General features: G+C 65.2%; 13 protein-coding genes and 3 tRNA genes. 6 read left to right on the top strand and 10 right to left on the bottom strand.

Features of this window, described 5'->3' with window-relative positions:
* Positions 1 to 85: 85 nt before the first annotated feature.
* The 8 genes from rpoB to KZX46_RS19285 form a co-directional block, all read right to left on the bottom strand.
* Complete coding sequence (gene rpoB, locus KZX46_RS19250; protein ID WP_219775311.1) at positions 86 to 4,219, bottom strand: DNA-directed RNA polymerase subunit beta; 4,134 nt, start codon at positions 4,217 to 4,219, stop codon at positions 86 to 88.
* Positions 4,220 to 4,553: 334 nt separating this feature from the next.
* A complete protein-coding gene (rplL, locus tag KZX46_RS19255; RefSeq protein WP_216708620.1) occupies positions 4,554 to 4,928 on the bottom strand; it encodes a 50S ribosomal protein L7/L12 in 375 nt (124 codons plus the stop codon).
* A gap of 57 nt (positions 4,929 to 4,985) precedes the next feature.
* Positions 4,986 to 5,516 (bottom strand): 50S ribosomal protein L10, encoded by a 531-nt coding sequence (rplJ, locus tag KZX46_RS19260; RefSeq protein WP_216708619.1) that lies wholly within the window; start codon positions 5,514 to 5,516, stop codon positions 4,986 to 4,988.
* Between the two features lie 354 nt (positions 5,517 to 5,870).
* On the bottom strand, positions 5,871 to 6,575 hold the full coding sequence (gene rplA / locus KZX46_RS19265; protein WP_370647492.1) for a 50S ribosomal protein L1: 705 nt from the start codon (positions 6,573 to 6,575) through the stop codon (positions 5,871 to 5,873).
* 4 nt (positions 6,576 to 6,579) lie between these two features.
* Positions 6,580 to 7,014: a 50S ribosomal protein L11 gene (rplK, locus tag KZX46_RS19270; protein WP_216708618.1), complete on the bottom strand. Its 435-nt coding sequence runs from the start codon at positions 7,012 to 7,014 to the stop codon at positions 6,580 to 6,582.
* A 68-nt stretch (positions 7,015 to 7,082) separates the two neighbouring features.
* On the bottom strand, positions 7,083 to 7,625 hold the full coding sequence (gene nusG, locus KZX46_RS19275) for a transcription termination/antitermination protein NusG (protein ID WP_216708617.1): 543 nt from the start codon (positions 7,623 to 7,625) through the stop codon (positions 7,083 to 7,085).
* On the bottom strand, positions 7,625 to 7,822 hold the full coding sequence (gene secE / locus KZX46_RS19280) for a preprotein translocase subunit SecE (RefSeq protein ID WP_216708616.1): 198 nt from the start codon (positions 7,820 to 7,822) through the stop codon (positions 7,625 to 7,627). Before secE ends, nusG begins: the two co-directional genes overlap by 1 nt.
* 92 nt (positions 7,823 to 7,914) lie before the next feature.
* Positions 7,915 to 7,990: transfer RNA gene (locus KZX46_RS19285), tRNA-Trp, on the bottom strand.
* A gap of 367 nt (positions 7,991 to 8,357) precedes the next feature.
* Here KZX46_RS19285 and KZX46_RS19290 point away from each other — a divergent pair.
* The 5 genes from KZX46_RS19290 to rlmB all read left to right on the top strand — a co-directional run bounded on the left by KZX46_RS19290 (position 8,358) and on the right by rlmB (position 10,712).
* Positions 8,358 to 8,443, top strand: a tRNA-Tyr gene (locus KZX46_RS19290).
* Between the two features lie 30 nt (positions 8,444 to 8,473).
* Positions 8,474 to 8,547: transfer RNA gene (locus tag KZX46_RS19295), tRNA-Gly, on the top strand.
* A gap of 108 nt (positions 8,548 to 8,655) precedes the next feature.
* Positions 8,656 to 9,354 carry a guanitoxin biosynthesis heme-dependent pre-guanitoxin N-hydroxylase GntA gene (gntA, locus tag KZX46_RS19300; protein WP_219775312.1) on the top strand — a complete coding sequence of 233 codons (699 nt, stop codon included), beginning with the start codon at positions 8,656 to 8,658 and terminating at the stop codon, positions 9,352 to 9,354.
* Positions 9,351 to 9,938, top strand: a complete 588-nt coding sequence (locus KZX46_RS19305; protein WP_219775313.1) for a DUF1989 domain-containing protein — start codon at positions 9,351 to 9,353, stop codon at positions 9,936 to 9,938. The genes gntA and KZX46_RS19305 overlap by 4 nt, the downstream gene beginning before the upstream one ends.
* A gap of 21 nt (positions 9,939 to 9,959) precedes the next feature.
* Positions 9,960 to 10,712: a 23S rRNA (guanosine(2251)-2'-O)-methyltransferase RlmB gene (gene rlmB / locus KZX46_RS19310; protein WP_219775314.1), complete on the top strand. Its 753-nt coding sequence runs from the start codon at positions 9,960 to 9,962 to the stop codon at positions 10,710 to 10,712.
* Here rlmB and KZX46_RS19315 read toward each other — a convergent pair.
* Together KZX46_RS19315 and KZX46_RS19320 are read right to left on the bottom strand one after the other, a co-directional pair.
* Complete coding sequence (locus KZX46_RS19315; protein WP_219775315.1) at positions 10,709 to 11,191, bottom strand: DUF29 domain-containing protein; 483 nt, start codon at positions 11,189 to 11,191, stop codon at positions 10,709 to 10,711. The genes rlmB and KZX46_RS19315 overlap by 4 nt on opposite strands.
* 14 nt (positions 11,192 to 11,205) lie before the next feature.
* Complete coding sequence (locus KZX46_RS19320) at positions 11,206 to 12,591, bottom strand: glutamate--cysteine ligase (protein WP_219775316.1); 1,386 nt, start codon at positions 12,589 to 12,591, stop codon at positions 11,206 to 11,208.
* 101 nt (positions 12,592 to 12,692) lie between these two features.
* Between KZX46_RS19320 and KZX46_RS19325 the strand changes: the two genes are divergently transcribed.
* Positions 12,693 to 14,438, top strand: coding sequence for an amidohydrolase family protein (locus tag KZX46_RS19325; RefSeq protein WP_219775317.1), 1,746 nt, complete (start codon positions 12,693 to 12,695; stop codon positions 14,436 to 14,438).
* The last annotated feature ends 11 nt before the right edge of the window (positions 14,439 to 14,449 follow it).

Below are 14,449 nucleotides of genomic sequence, written 5' to 3' on the forward strand. Positions count from 1 at the left end.
GGTGCGGGTGAGGACAGTCGTGCCCTCACCCTGGTCGCCAAGTGGCGACCTGTCCCTCTCCCTCAAGGGGAGAGGGACCTCCGTCCTATTCGACCTTCTCGTGGTTCTGCAGCTCGACGTTCAAGCCCAGCGAGCGCATTTCCTTGACGAGCACATTGAAGCTCTCGGGGATGCCGGCCTCGAAGGTGTCGTCGCCCTTGACGATCGCTTCGTAGACCTTGGTCCGCCCGATGACGTCGTCGGACTTGACCGTAAGCATCTCCTGCAAGGTGTAGGCGGCGCCGTAAGCCTGCAAGGCCCACACCTCCATCTCACCGAACCGCTGCCCGCCGAACTGCGCCTTACCACCGAGCGGCTGCTGGGTGACGAGCGAGTACGGCCCGATCGAACGCGCGTGGATCTTGTCGTCGACCAAGTGGTGCAGCTTGAGCATGTAGATGTAGCCGACCGTCACCTTACGGTCGAACATGTCACCCGAACGCCCGTCGAACAACTCGACCTGACCCGAGGCATCGAGCCCGGCCAATTCGAGCATCCCCGACACGTCGGCCTCACGCGCGCCGTCGAACACCGGGGTCGCCATCGGCACGCCGAGCGACAGGTTCTGCGCGAGTTCGCCGAGCTGCTCGCCGTTGAGGTCGGCGATATCGCTGTCGTACTGCGGTCCGTAGATCGACTTAAGCTTGCCGCGAAGCTCGCTCGTGTCCGCCGTCGCCAGACCCTGACCCTTGGCATAGATGTCCTCGAGCATCGCACCGATCTGCTTGCCGAGACCGCGCGCGGCCCAGCCGAGATGCGTCTCGAAGATCTGCCCGACGTTCATCCGCGACGGCACGCCGAGCGGATTGAGCACGATATCGACCGGCGTCCCGTCGGCGAGGAACGGCATGTCCTCCTGCGGCAGGATGCGGCTGATGACGCCCTTGTTCCCGTGGCGTCCGGCCATCTTGTCGCCCGGCTGGAGCTTGCGCTTCACCGCGACGAACACCTTGACCATCTTGAGCACGCCCGGCGGCAGTTCGTCACCCGCCTGGAGCTTGGTGCGCTTGTCGTCGAGGCGCGCCTCGATCGACTTCGTCGCCTCCTCCCACTGCGCCTTCAACGCCTCGAGATCGGACTGGACGGCGTCGTCGGTGACGCCGAACTTCCACCACTCGCGGCGCGGCTGGCTGGCCAGCAGCTCCTCGTCGATCACCGCGCCCTTCTTCAGGCCCCTCGGCGTCGCCGCGCTGGTCTGGTCGAGCAGGCTCGCCTTCAGACGCGCGTAGGTCGAGCGATCGAGGATGCCGCGTTCGTCGGCGGCGTCCTTGTCGAGGCGTTCGATTTCCTCGCGCTCGATCTGCATCGCGCGCTCGTCCTTGTCGATGCCGTGGCGGTTGAACACCCGGACCTCGACGACCGTCCCGGCAACGCCCGGGGGCAGCTTGAGCGAGGTGTCGCGAACGTCGCTCGCCTTCTCACCGAAGATCGCGCGGAGAAGCTTTTCCTCCGGGGTCATCGGCGATTCGCCCTTCGGCGTGATCTTGCCGCACAGGATGTCGCCCGGCTCGACCTCGGCACCGATGTAGACGATGCCGGCCTCGTCGAGGTTGCGCAGCGCTTCCTCACCGACGTTCGGGATATCGCGGGTGATGTCCTCCGGCCCGAGCTTCGTATCGCGGGCCATGACCTCGAATTCCTCGATGTGGATCGAGGTGAAGACGTCTTCCTTGACGATCTTCTCGTTGATCAGGATCGAGTCTTCATAGTTGTACCCGTTCCACGGCATGAACGCGACGAGCGCGTTCCGGCCGAGCGCGAGTTCACCCAACTCGGTCGACGGACCATCGGCGATGATATCGCCCTTGGTGACGATGTCGCCGACCTTCACCAGCGGACGCTGGTTGATGCAGGTGTTCTGGTTCGACCGCTGGAACTTCATCAGCGTGTAGATGTCGACGCCCGACTTGCCCGCCTGGACGTCTTCGGTCGCGCGGATGACGATACGCATCGCATCGACCTGGTCGACGATACCCGTCCGGCGCGCGCCGATCGCGGCGCCCGAGTCACGCGCAACGGTGCCCTCCATGCCGGTACCGACGAACGGTGCCTCGGCCTTGACGAGGGGGACCGCCTGACGCTGCATGTTCGAGCCCATCAACGCGCGGTTGGCGTCGTCGTTCTCGAGGAACGGGATCAGCGACGCGGCGACCGAAACCAGCTGCTTCGGCGACACGTCCATCAGCGTGATCTGGTTGCGCGGCGCCATCAGGAACTCGCCCGCTTCGCGCGACGAGATCAGTTCCTCGGTGAAGCTGCCGTCCTTGTCGGTCGCGGCGTTGGCTTGCGCGATCGTGTGCTTGGCCTCCTCCATCGCCGACAGATAGACGACGTCGTCGGTCAGCTTGTGGTCGACAACCTTGCGGTACGGCGTCTCGATGAAGCCGTACTTGTTGACCCGGCTGAACGTCGCGAGGCTGTTGATCAGTCCGATGTTCGGCCCTTCCGGGGTTTCGATCGGGCAGATGCGTCCATAGTGCGTCGGGTGGACGTCGCGGACTTCGAAGCCCGCGCGCTCACGCGTCAGACCACCCGGCCCGAGCGCCGACACGCGACGCTTGTGGGTCACTTCGGACAGCGGGTTGGTCTGGTCCATGAACTGCGACAGCTGCGACGAGCCGAAGAACTCGCGCACCGCGGCGACCGCCGGCTTGGCGTTGATCAGGTCGTTCGGCATGACGGTGTCGATATCGACCGACGACATGCGCTCCTTGACCGCGCGCTCCATGCGCAGCAGCCCGACGCGATACTGGTTCTCGAGCAGTTCGCCGACCGAACGCACGCGGCGGTTGCCGAGGTTGTCGATGTCGTCGATCTCGCCCTTGCCGTCCTTGAGGCCGACAAGCGTGCGGACGACCTCGAGGATATCCTCGCGGCGGAGCACGGTCATGTCGTCGGGAACGTCGAGCGCCATCCGCATATTCATCTTGACGCGGCCGACCGCCGACAGGTCGTAGCGGTCGGGGTCGAAGAACAGGCCGTAGAACATGCTCTCGGCGGTCTCGCGCGTCGGCGGCTCGCCGGGGCGCATGACGCGATAGATCTCGCTGAGCGCATGGTCACGCTCCTCGACCTTGTCGGCCATCAGCGTGTTGCGGATCCACGGTCCAACGTTGACGTGGTCGATGTCGAGAAGTTCGATCGACGCCTGCCCCGACTGGTCGATCTTGGCGAGGTTCTCGGCGGTGAGTTCGTCACCCGCCTCAATGTAGATCTCGCCGGTCTTGTCGTTGATCAGGTCGAACGCCGAATACCGCCCGAAGATTTCTTCGGTCGGAATCAGCAGCGACTTGAGGCCGTCGGTCTGCGCCTTGCGCGCGAGACGCGGGGTGATCTTGGTCCCGAGCGGGAAGGCGACTTCACCGGTCTCGGCGTTGACAACGTCGAAGCTCGGCTTCGTCCCGCGCCACTGCTCGCTCTCGAACGGCACGATCCAGCCGCCGTCGCCGCGAACCCAGGTCGCACGACCGTAAAATTCGTTGAGGATTTCCTCGCTGTTGTAGTTCAGCGCGTACAGCAGGGTCGTGACCGGCAGCTTGCGCTTGCGGTCGATGCGGACGTTGACGATATCCTTGGCGTCGAACTCGAAGTCGAGCCACGAACCGCGATACGGGATGACCCGCGCGGCGAACAGGAACTTGCCCGACGCGTGCGTCTTGCCGCGGTCGTGGTCGAAGAACACGCCCGGCGAACGGTGCATCTGGCTGACGATGACGCGCTCGGTGCCGTTGATGATGAAGGTGCCGTTGCCCGTCATCAGGGGCATGTCGCCCATGTAGACGTCCTGCTCCTTGATATCCAGAACCGACCGCGCCTCGGTGTCGGCATCGACCTCGAACACGATCAGGCGGAGTGTGACGCGCATCGGCGCGGCATAGGTCATCCCGCGCTGGCGGCACTCGTCGGTGTCGTACTTGGGATCTTCGAGCTCGTAATGGACGAAGTCGAGTTCGGCAGTTCCGGCGAAGTCGCGGATCGGGAACACCGACCGCAGCGTCTTCTCGAGGCCCGAGACATAATTATCGGCCGGGCGCGAGCGGAGGAAATGCTCGTACGATTCGCGCTGGACCTCAATCAGGTTCGGCATCTGGACGACTTCGCGGATCGTGCCGAAGGTCTTGCGGACGCGCTTGCGCGTCGTGAAGCTCGTGCCAGTGGGGGTAACTGCCTGGGTAGCCATAAAGCCGTGCCGTCCCTTTTTGTCGCACGCCGAGGATGGCCCCAACGCGAAAAAGTGCGTATTCCCGGATGGGAACCGCACCGTCAGCATCGTTCGTCCTGTCCGCTGCCCCCATTCTCGATCAATCCGTGAGCAAAGCGGACGATCACCCGGGGACGGGGAAGGCGGCGCGCCCATGTAATGGGTGTGCCTGAATGTCGTGAAGAGAGCGATATAGGGAAGCGGACGGCGTTTGGGAAGGGGGCATCTCGCCCGCAGTCCATCCCTACCGCCGACATGGCAAAGGCGGCCCCGTTGCCGGAGCCGCCTTTCCCAGTCGTCGTTGGACCTGAGCTTACTTAAGCTCGACGGTGCCGCCGGCGGCTTCGATCTGCGCCTTGATCTTCTCGGCTTCAGCCTTGTTGACGCCTTCCTTGATCGCCTTCGGGGCGCTTTCGACCAGCGTCTTCGCTTCGGTCAGGCCGAGACCGGTGAGGGCACGGACTTCCTTGATGACGTTGATCTTCTTGCCGCCGTCGCCGGTCAGGATGACGTCGAACTCGGTCTTCTCCTCGACGGGAGCAGCAGCCGGGCCGGCGGCGGCGGGGCCGGCGGCGACAGCAGCGGCGGCCGAGACGCCCCACTTCTCTTCGAGCATCTTGGCGAGGTCGGCGGCTTCGAGCACGGTCAGGGTGCTGAGTTCGTCGACGATCTTCTGCAGGTCAGCCATTGTAGTTCTCCATGTACGGGGCCGTGGCCCCTAGTCTGATTGTTGAACGAAGGTCGGTCAGGCGGCTTCCGCGAGGTCGCCGTCCTTGGCCGCATAGGCACCGAACACCCGGGCGAGCTTGCCCGCCGGCGCATTGACCAGCTGCGCGAGCTTGGTCGCAGGCGCCTGGACGAGGCCCACGATGCGTGCCCGCAGCTCGTCGAGCGACGGCAGCGACGCGAGCGCCTTGACGCCGTCGACGCTGAGCACGGTGGTTCCCATCGCGCCGCCCACCAGTTCGAACTTGTCGTTCGTCTTGGCGAAGTCGACCGCGACCTTCGCCGCGGCGACCGGGTCGGTCGACGTCGCGAAGCCCACCGGGCCGGTCAGCATCTCCCCGATCGGCTGGTAGGGCGTACCCTCCAGCGCGATCCGGGCGAGCCGGTTCTTGGTTACCTTGAAGGTGGCACCCGCCGCCCGCATCTTCGTCCGCAAGTCGGTGACCTGGGCCACCGTCAAACCATGGTTGCGCGCGATGACGACAACCGAAGTCTCGGACAAAGTCTTGGCGAGGTTGGATACCTGCTCGGATTTCTGAGCGCGATCCATGCTCTCTCCTTAGCCAATAGTGCGCCGGACCATTCCGACGCACGGTTGAGCCTAAGGATGGCCTTTCGGGGGCCATCCGTTGGCCCGCCCGAGGGGTCGTCATCCGCCAAGAATGGCAGACCCTAAAGGCTCGCCACCGCACGGCGGGCCTTTCGGAAAACTATCCCCGTCTCATGCAGGCCTTTGGGGCTTAAGTCGTTGCTTTTAAGGGCGCGGACACCTGCAATCTCGGACGGTAATCGGAGGCAACGCGCCTCCAAAACTCTTTGCTGTCCTCCCCGCGAAAGCGGGGACCCAAAGTTACGAACCTTGGGACCTTGGATCCCCGCTGTCGCGGGGATGACAGTCTAAACGTTAAGCGATGCCGTGCCCGGGAACGGTCGTCGTGTCGACCTTGACCCCGGGACCCATCGACGAGCTGAGCGCAACCTTCTGCAGGTACTTGCCCTTGGCGCCCGACGGCTTGGCGCGGGTGACCGCATCCATCAGCGCGTCGAAGTTGGCGCGCAGGTCTTCCGCCGGGAAGCTCGCCTTGCCGAGCATGCCGTGGATGATCCCGGCCTTCTCGACGCGATATTCGACCTGGCCGCCCTTGGCCGCTTCGACCGCGGCGGCGACGTTCATCGTCACCGTGCCGAGCTTCGGGTTCGGCATCAGACCCTTCGGACCGAGCACCTTGCCGAGGCGTCCGACCAGACCCATCATATCGGGCGTCGCGATGCAGCGATCGAAGTCGATCTTGCCCGACGTCACGATCTCAAGAAGGTCTTCGGCACCGACGATGTCGGCCCCGGCCTTGGTGGCTTCCTCGGCCTTGGCGCCGCGAGCGAATACCGCAACGCGGACGGTCTTGCCGGTGCCCTTGGGCAACGTCACGACGCCGCGGACCATCTGGTCGGCGTGGCGCGGATCGACGTTGAGGCCGATCGCGACCTCGATCGTCTCGTCGAACTTTGCGGTGGCATTCGCCTTGACGATGCCGAGCGCGGTGTCGAGCGCGTACAGCTTCTCGCGGTCGATGGTCGAGGCCTGCGCCTTCTGCTTCTTCGATGCAGCCATGATCTTAACCCCCCACCACTTCGAGACCCATCGAGCGCGCGCTGCCCTCGATCGTCTTCATCGCCATCTCGATCGAGTTGGCATTGAGGTCGGCCATCTTCGTCTCGGCGATCGTACGGATCTGCGCCGATGTGATCGACCCGGCCGACGCGCCCTTGCCGGGCGTCGTCGCGCCAGCCTTGAGACCGGCGGCCTGCTTGATCAGGAACGATGCCGGCGGCGTCTTGGTCGCGAAGGTGAAGCTGCGATCGGCGAACACGGTGATGACGGTCGGGATCGGCGTGCCCTTCTCCATCTCGGAGGTGCGGGCGTTGAACGCCTTGCAGAACTCCATGATGTTGACGCCACGCTGGCCGAGCGCCGGCCCGATCGGCGGGCTCGGGGTCGCGCTGCCGGCCTTGACCTGCAGCTTGATGTAACCGGTAATCTTCTTTGCCACGGTGGCACTCTCCTAAATGTGGTGCATGCGGCGGGTCGCCCCGCCTCCCACAGTCTGCGTTGACTAAATTACTTGGGCTTCTCGACCTGCTCGAAGGCGAGTTCGACCGGGGTCGCGCGACCGAAGATCGACACCGAAACCTTGACCCGGCCGTGGTCGAAATCGAGTTCCTCGACGAGGCCGTTGAACGACGCGAACGGACCGTCGAGTACCTTGACCTGGTCGCCGATCTCGTAGTTGACCTTGAGCTTTGGCTTGGCGGTCGAGACGAGTTCCTCGGCCTTGGTATTCAGGATGCGAGCGGCCTCGGCCTCGGTGATCGGCTGCGGCTTGTTCTGCTGGCCGAGGAAGCCGGTGACTTTCGGCGTATTCTTGACGAGGTGATAGATGTCGTCGTTCATCGCCATCTTCGCCAGCACATAGCCGGGGAAGAACTTGCGATCCGACGTCACCTTCTTACCGCGGCGGACCTCGGTGACCTTCTCGACGGGGACTTCGACCGACTCGATGAACGCATCGAGGCCCTTGCGGGCTGCCTCGGTGACGATCGCGTCGCGGACCTTGTTCTCGAAACCCGAGTACGCGTGAATGATGTACCAGCGCGATGACATCAGACGGCGAAGCTCAGGAGGAGCTTGACGACGCGCCCGAGGACCTGGTCGACGCCGAGAAAGAACAGCGACAGCACCGTCGTCATGATCAGGACCATGATCGTCGTCGTGATCGTCTCGCGCCGCGTCGGCCAGGCGATCTTCGCCGTCTCGACCTGCACCTGTCGCACGAACTCGGCTGGGGAAGTCTTGGCCATCGGAACCGTTCAGCGCCTTTTCGACAAACAAAAACGACCAGCCCAAACCCGCCGTTTGCGGACCTGCGACTGGTAGAAACTACCGCCCCGGCTGGCAGGAGTGGAGGGGCTCGAACCCCCGGCCCTCGGTTTTGGAGACCGATGCTCTACCAACTGAGCTACACTCCTGCGAGTGCCGAGAGGCGGGCGTATACGGAAGCTGCGACGCGGCGGCAAGGGGATATTGGCGTGGCCGAGTCGGACATGCCCGTCCCGGCAAATTGTGTCAGGCCAGCTTGACGAAGTTGATGAACCTGACGCCACGTAAGAATGAAACGCACCTTCCCCGCTTCGAACCAGTCGAATGGCGCGGCGGAAAGGGGCAGTCGTCAAGCTCATCCGCCGAGCCTAGGCAGAGTGTCGGCGTGTAGGACAGGCTTATTTCATGGCGTGCGTCAGATCACTTGCCGTGAACCGCGCCGTTGACAGCATCGACCGCTTTCGCCACTACCCCGCGCTCCGCGGTTTCGACCGCGGGCACGTCGCTGCGGCGTGTGGAGAGGTGGCCGAGCGGTCAATGGCAGCAGACTGTAAATCTGCCGGGGCAACCCTACGTTGGTTCAAATCCAACCCTCTCCACCAGCCGTCGCGATCGTGTTAAGGTGGCGCTACGCGGGTATAGCTCAGTGGTAGAGCACTAGCCTTCCAAGCTTGTGATGCGGGTTCGATTCCCGCTACCCGCTCCATCGCTTTTGGCCGGCAGGCTGTGCCGCCGGCGCGTCAGGTGACCGCATGATGCAACAATCGGTTCATCGTAAGGTTATGGAGTCCCCGAAACGACCAACAGGGACCCCATGCTGCCGCCAACGACCAACGACGAACACCCGCTGGCCGAACGATTCCGTGAATTTGTCCGTGCGGCGGATTTTCCATGTGTCGGCGCCAAGTCGGCGCTCGCCCGCGGCCAGATGCGAATCGTCGTCGCGCGCGACATTCGCTCGGCGTGGGACGACCTCCGGATTTATCCCGGCATCCTCGACCTCGCCAAAAGCTATGCCGAAGATCCGGTCCTGTTTCAGACCCTCATCGTCATCTTCGAGCAGGACGACGGCCTGTCGGAGACTAGCTTCGAAGCAGCTTTATGGGCGCGGCTGCAGTCGCTGACCGACAAGGATGCGATGTTCGCGCAGGCTCCAGACCTCAGCGTCAGCGGCGACCCCGACGACCCGCATTTCTCGCTGAGCTTCGGCGGGCAGGCGTTCTTCGTCGTCGGGCTCCATCCCGGCGCGAGCCGTCCGGCGCGACGCTTCGAACGCCCGGCGATGGTGTTCAACCTCCACGACCAGTTCGTCCGGCTCCGCGAGGAGGGACGCTACGAGAAGCTGCGGACCGCGATCCTCGACCGCGATGTCGCCGTCGCCGGCTCGCTCAACCCGATGCTCGCGCGCCACGGCGAGATGTCGGAGGCACGTCAGTATAGCGGGCGCGAGGTCGGCAACGACTGGCAGTGCCCGTTCGACAGCCGCCCAATCGGCGAAAGGGATGCGGCATGAGCGATGTCCACGAGATTGCGCCGCGGTCGGGCGTCGCCTTCACCCTCGACCGCGGCCAGCGGCTGACGGTAATCGACCCGCGCGGCGAACAGGTCGCCGACCTCCTCGCGTACAACCGTGACGATGTCGCCGAGGTCATCTCGTCGGGGCGTACGCTCGATTATGCGAGCAAGATTTATCTGACGACCGGCGACCCGCTGTATTCGAACCGCTCGCGGATCATGCTGCGGATCGTCGAGGACATGGTCGGACGCCACGATTTCCTGCTGACGCCATGCTCGGCCGATACCTTCCGCATCATCTACGGCGATACCGCGCCGCATCGCGGCTGCTTCGGAAACCTCGCCGCCGCGCTCGCCCCGTACGGCATCGGCCCCGACGAAATCCCGACCGCCTTTAACGTCTTCATGAATGTGCCGATCGATGCCGCCACCGGCGCGCTGACGGTCGAGCCGCCACTGAGCAAGGCGGGCGATAGTACCGTCTTCGAGGCCGACATGGACCTGATCATCGGGCTGACCGCGTGCTCGGCGCTTCAGTCGAACAACCACGCATTCAAGCCGATCCACTATCGCATCGACTAGGACGCGGCTAAGTCCCTCGCGATGGGACGAAGACCGCACCCCCGAAACGCTGCAGGGCAAAAAAGCAGCTACCCCCGTTTGTACGGACGCCACGCGGTGTTCGCCGCGCTCGACAACCCCGAGCGGGTGTTCCGCAAACTCTACGTCACCCACGACGTCGCGAAGGAAATCGTCATCCCCAAGGGGCTCGCGGTCCAGTACGGCGATGCCTCCGATCTTGGGCGATTGGTTCCCGCCGACGCACCGCACCAGGGGTTCGTCCTCGAGGTCGAGCCGCTCGAGAATCCGTGGCTCGGCGACATCTTCGCCGCTGGGGAGGGCAACCGGCGGCCGCTGGTGATCCTCGACCAGGTCACCGACCCGCATAATGTCGGCGCGATCCTGCGCTCGGCAGCCGCATTCGGCGCGCTGGCGATCGTTACGCAGGACCGCCACGCCCCGCCCGAGTCGGGGGCGCTGGCCAAGGCGGCGTCGGGGGCGCTCGAGACCGTGCCGTGGACGCGCGTGGTCAATCTGGCGCGCGCGATGGACGAGATCGGCGAGGCCGGGTTCTGGCGGATTGGGCTCGACGGCAAGGCGGAGGTCACGATCGAAGCGGCACTCGGCGAAACGCGCCCGGCGCTGGTCTTCGGGGCCGAGGGCGAGGGCATGCGCGCGAACACCGCGCTTCACTGCGACCAGGTCGCGCGCCTGCCGATGACGGCGGCGATGGAGAGTTTGAACGTGTCGAACGCGGCGGCGATTGCGTTGTACGCGGCGGCGCGGCGGGGTTAGTCGCCTGGGAAGAACTCGTCGTCCAGAATTTGGTCGACGGTGAAGATCGGATCGGCAGCGATAAGGTCGATTTGGGCCAATGCTGCAACTTCCTCGCTCAAACCCTTCCGCGCGAGGTTGACCCCCATTTTCCACGCGCGCGGCAGGGAATCATCACGGCGAGCGCGAAGACTGGGACTGTCCTCGAAGATTAGCTCGATGTCCTGCCGCTGGTAGGTCGCGCTGACCCGCCAGTCGGTACGAGGGTCTTGAGCCGTCGAGAATCTCAGCTTGAGCAGATGTTCGATCACTCGCGCCATTCGCGTCGCCACCTGACGCTTGTCGGAGTTGCCCAAACCTTCGATTTCCTCGGCAATGTTTTCCCGGTCGACGAGATCGAGCCGACCGGCGCGAAGAAGCTCCGCTTGCTGCATCGACCATTCAAAGAAGTCGGTGTCGTACCCGGCTTCGCTTGGCCTCAAGGCGACATGCTCGTTCATGCCGCCAGCATAGCCTAATAGCTCTCCTCGGCATACACCGCCGCCACGTCGCCGCCCCAGCGGCCGTGGTAGGCGGCGAGCATCAGGTCGGCGTTGGTCAGCCCGCTTGTGGCGATCTCGAAGAGCGGCGCGAGGAAGCCCTGTTCGCTGTCCCCTGCCCCGTTGAGCCGCGCGCGCGCCGCGAGCCCGGCGTCGGCGATCTTGAGCACCTGCTTCGCCAGGTCCTGCAGCGTGCCACCGTTCGGGCTTGCCGCCTTGAGCGCGAGCCGCGGAACCTCCTCGCGCAGCCGGGCATGGTCGGCGTGACTCCAGCCCTTGCACAGGTCCCACGCGGCATCGAGTGCGGTCGAGTCGTACAGCAGCCCGACCCACAGCGCCGACAGCGCGCAGATCCGGTCCCAGCGCCCGCCGTCGGCACCGCGCATCTCGAGATAACCCTTGAGCCGGACCTCGGGGAAGGCGGTGGAGAGATGGTCCTTCCAGTCGGCGACGGTCGGCTTCTCGCCGTACAACGGGGTCAGGCGGCCATCGAGGAAGTCGCGGAAGCTCAGCCCCGCCGCATCGATGTACCCGCCGTCGCGGTAGACGAAGTACATCGGCACATCGAGCGCATAGTCGGCGTAACGCTCGAAGCCGAAGCCGTCGTCGAAGACGAACGGCAGCGTGCCGGTGCGGTGCGGATCGGTGTCGGTCCAGATGTGCGAGCGAAAGCTGAGAAAGCCGTTCGGCTTGCCCTCGGTGAACGGCGAATTGGCGAACAGCGCGGTCGCGAGCGGCTGGAGCGCCATCGACACGCGGAACTTCTTCACCATGTCGGCCTCGGACGAATAGTCGAGGTTGGTCTGGATCGTGCAGGTGCGCTTCATCATGTCGAGGCCGAGCCCGCCGACCTTGGGCATCTGGCGGAGCATGATCGCGTAACGCCCCTTCGGCATCACCGGCAGCTCGTCACGCGTCTTGTCGGGCCAGAAGCCGAGGCCGAGGAAGCCGAGGCCAAGCTTTTCGCCGATCTCGCGGCATTGCTTCAGATGGCGGTTCGACTCGGCGCAGGTCGCGTGGATGTCGTCGACCGGCGCCCCCGACAGTTCGAACTGCCCGGCGGGTTCGAGGCTGATCGCGCCGTCGGGCCCCTTGAGCGCGATGACGTTGGGTCCGTCGATATGGTCCTCGACCACCGGCTCCCAGCCGTACGCTTCCATGCCCTTGAGCAGGTCGCGGATGCCGTTCGGCTCGTCGTACGACGGCGCGGCGTGATCGCTGGTCCGGTAGACGAACTTCTCGTGCTCGGTGCCGATGCGCCAGTCGGCGGCGGGCTTGCTGCCGCTTTCGAAGACCCCGATCAATTGGTCGCGGGTTTCGATCGGCGCGTCGCCGGCGAGGGAGGCGGTGTGATTGCTCATGGAGCGGCGCTTAGCGGGGTGCGAGGGCGCGCGCAATTGATCGTGACTCAACCCGCGTTCGGGCGGATACTGCCGGGAAAATAAGCCTTGGGAGAGCGACGATGCACGACATGGTCATTCGCGGCGGCACGATCGTCGACGGCACCGGTGATCCGGCCTTTATAGGCGACATCGCCATTGACCGCGGGCAAATCAGCGCAGTCGGAAAAGTCACCGGCCCGGGTCGCGAGGAGATCGACGCAACCGACCTGCTGGTGACCCCCGGCTTCGTCGACATCCACACGCATTACGACGGCCAGGCGACGTGGGACCCCGAACTCGGGCCGTCGTCGTGGCACGGCGTCACCTCGATCGTCATGGGCAATTGCGGGGTCGGCTTCGCCCCCGCCGCACCCGACAAGCACGACTGGCTGATCGGGCTGATGGAGGGCGTCGAGGACATTCCCGGGACCGCGCTCGCCGAGGGCATGACGTGGGGGTGGGAGAGCTTCCCCGAATATCTCGACGCGCTCGAGTCGATGCCGCGAACGATCGACATCGCCACGCAGGTGCCGCACGGCGCGGTTCGTGCCTATGTGATGGGCGACCGCGGCGCGGCGAACGAGGCGGCGACGCCTGCCGACATCGTCGCAATGGCAAAGATCGTCGAGGAGGGGCTGACGGCTGGCGCGCTCGGCTTCACCACCAGCCGCACCGTCCTCCACCGCGCAGTCGACGGCACCGTCGTCCCGGGCACCTACGCCGACCGCGCCGAACTGCTGGGGATCGGCGAAGGTATCGCGCGCGCCGGCCACGGCGTCTTCGAAATGGCGTCCGACCTTAATCCGTGCGGCGAGGAATTCGCGTGGATGAAGGACGTGTCGATCGCGACGGGCATGCCGGTCAGCTTCGCGCTGCTCCAGTCGCCGCTCGACGACGAGGGCTGGCGCGACCAGCTGGCACGCACCGACGCGGCGAACGCCGAGGGCGCGCGCGTCACGGCGCAGGTCGCGCTACGCGGCACCGGCGTCCTGCTCAACTGGCGCGGCACGGCGCACCCGTTCGTCACCCGCGCGAGCTGGCGGGCGATCGCCGACCTGCCGTGGGATGAACAACTCGCGAAGCTGCGCGACCCGAAGTTTCGGGCGCAGCTCCTCGCCGACCCGGCCGAGCGTCCGGAGATCGACAGCGCTCTCGTCGACCTGCTCCTCCACGGCTGGACGATCCAGTTCCCGCTCGGCGAGGAGCCCGACTACGAACCCGCCGCCGACGACAGCATCGCCGCGATCGCCGCCCGCGAAGGCCGCACGCCCGAGGACGTCGCGTACGACACGATGATGGCCGACGACGGGCGCGGGTTCATCTATCTGCCGATCCTCAATTACGCCGACGGGCATCTCGACCACGTTCTCGAACTCCTCAATCACCCGTCGACGGTCGTCAGCCTGTCCGACGGCGGCGCGCATTGCGGGGTCATCTGCGACGCTGCGTCGCCGACCTTCATGCTGACCCACTGGGTCCGCGACCGGCATCGCGGTGCGCGGCTGGGGATCGAGGCGGCGGTCAAGCTCCAGACCGCCGATACCGCGGCGATGTACGGGCTGGGGGATCGCGGAATGCTCAAGCCGGGGATGATGGCCGACCTCAACCTCATCGATTTCAAGCGATTGAAGCTCGCCAAGCCGTATATCGCGTTCGACCTGCCCGCCGGCGGCAAGCGGCTGCTCCAGCGCGCCGCAGGGTATGTCGCGACGATTAAGTCGGGGGTGGTGACGTTCCGCGAGGGCGTCCCGACCGGCGCGCGGCCGGGGCGGCTGGTGCGTGGTCCGCGCGGTGCGGCGGCGGCCGAACGACTCGCGGCGGAATGAAGCCCAAGTTG

Origin of the sequence: Polymorphobacter sp. PAMC 29334 (genome assembly GCF_019431245.1) — a bacterium.
Classification (GTDB): domain Bacteria; phylum Pseudomonadota; class Alphaproteobacteria; order Sphingomonadales; family Sphingomonadaceae; genus Polymorphobacter_B; species Polymorphobacter_B megasporae.

What these genes read in the sequence shown, in the direction of transcription:
- rpoB (WP_219775311.1), bottom strand. Translation starts at nt 4,219, where the DNA reads ATGGCTACCCAGGCAGTTACCCCCACTGGCACGAGCTTCACGACGCGC.
- rplL (WP_216708620.1), bottom strand. Translation starts at nt 4,928, where the DNA reads ATGGCTGACCTGCAGAAGATCGTCGACGAACTCAGCACCCTGACCGTG.
- rplJ (WP_216708619.1), bottom strand. Translation starts at nt 5,516, where the DNA reads ATGGATCGCGCTCAGAAATCCGAGCAGGTATCCAACCTCGCCAAGACT.
- rplA (WP_370647492.1), bottom strand. Translation starts at nt 6,575, where the DNA reads ATGGCTGCATCGAAGAAGCAGAAGGCGCAGGCCTCGACCATCGACCGC.
- nusG (WP_216708617.1), bottom strand. Translation starts at nt 7,625, where the DNA reads ATGTCATCGCGCTGGTACATCATTCACGCGTACTCGGGTTTCGAGAAC.
- secE (WP_216708616.1), bottom strand. Translation starts at nt 7,822, where the DNA reads ATGGCCAAGACTTCCCCAGCCGAGTTCGTGCGACAGGTGCAGGTCGAG.
- gntA (WP_219775312.1), top strand. Translation starts at nt 8,656, where the DNA reads ATGCTGCCGCCAACGACCAACGACGAACACCCGCTGGCCGAACGATTC.
- KZX46_RS19305 (WP_219775313.1), top strand. Translation starts at nt 9,351, where the DNA reads ATGAGCGATGTCCACGAGATTGCGCCGCGGTCGGGCGTCGCCTTCACC.
- rlmB (WP_219775314.1), top strand. Translation starts at nt 9,960, where the DNA reads ATGGGACGAAGACCGCACCCCCGAAACGCTGCAGGGCAAAAAAGCAGC.
- KZX46_RS19315 (WP_219775315.1), bottom strand. Translation starts at nt 11,191, where the DNA reads ATGAACGAGCATGTCGCCTTGAGGCCAAGCGAAGCCGGGTACGACACC.
- KZX46_RS19320 (WP_219775316.1), bottom strand. Translation starts at nt 12,591, where the DNA reads ATGAGCAATCACACCGCCTCCCTCGCCGGCGACGCGCCGATCGAAACC.
- KZX46_RS19325 (WP_219775317.1), top strand. Translation starts at nt 12,693, where the DNA reads ATGCACGACATGGTCATTCGCGGCGGCACGATCGTCGACGGCACCGGT.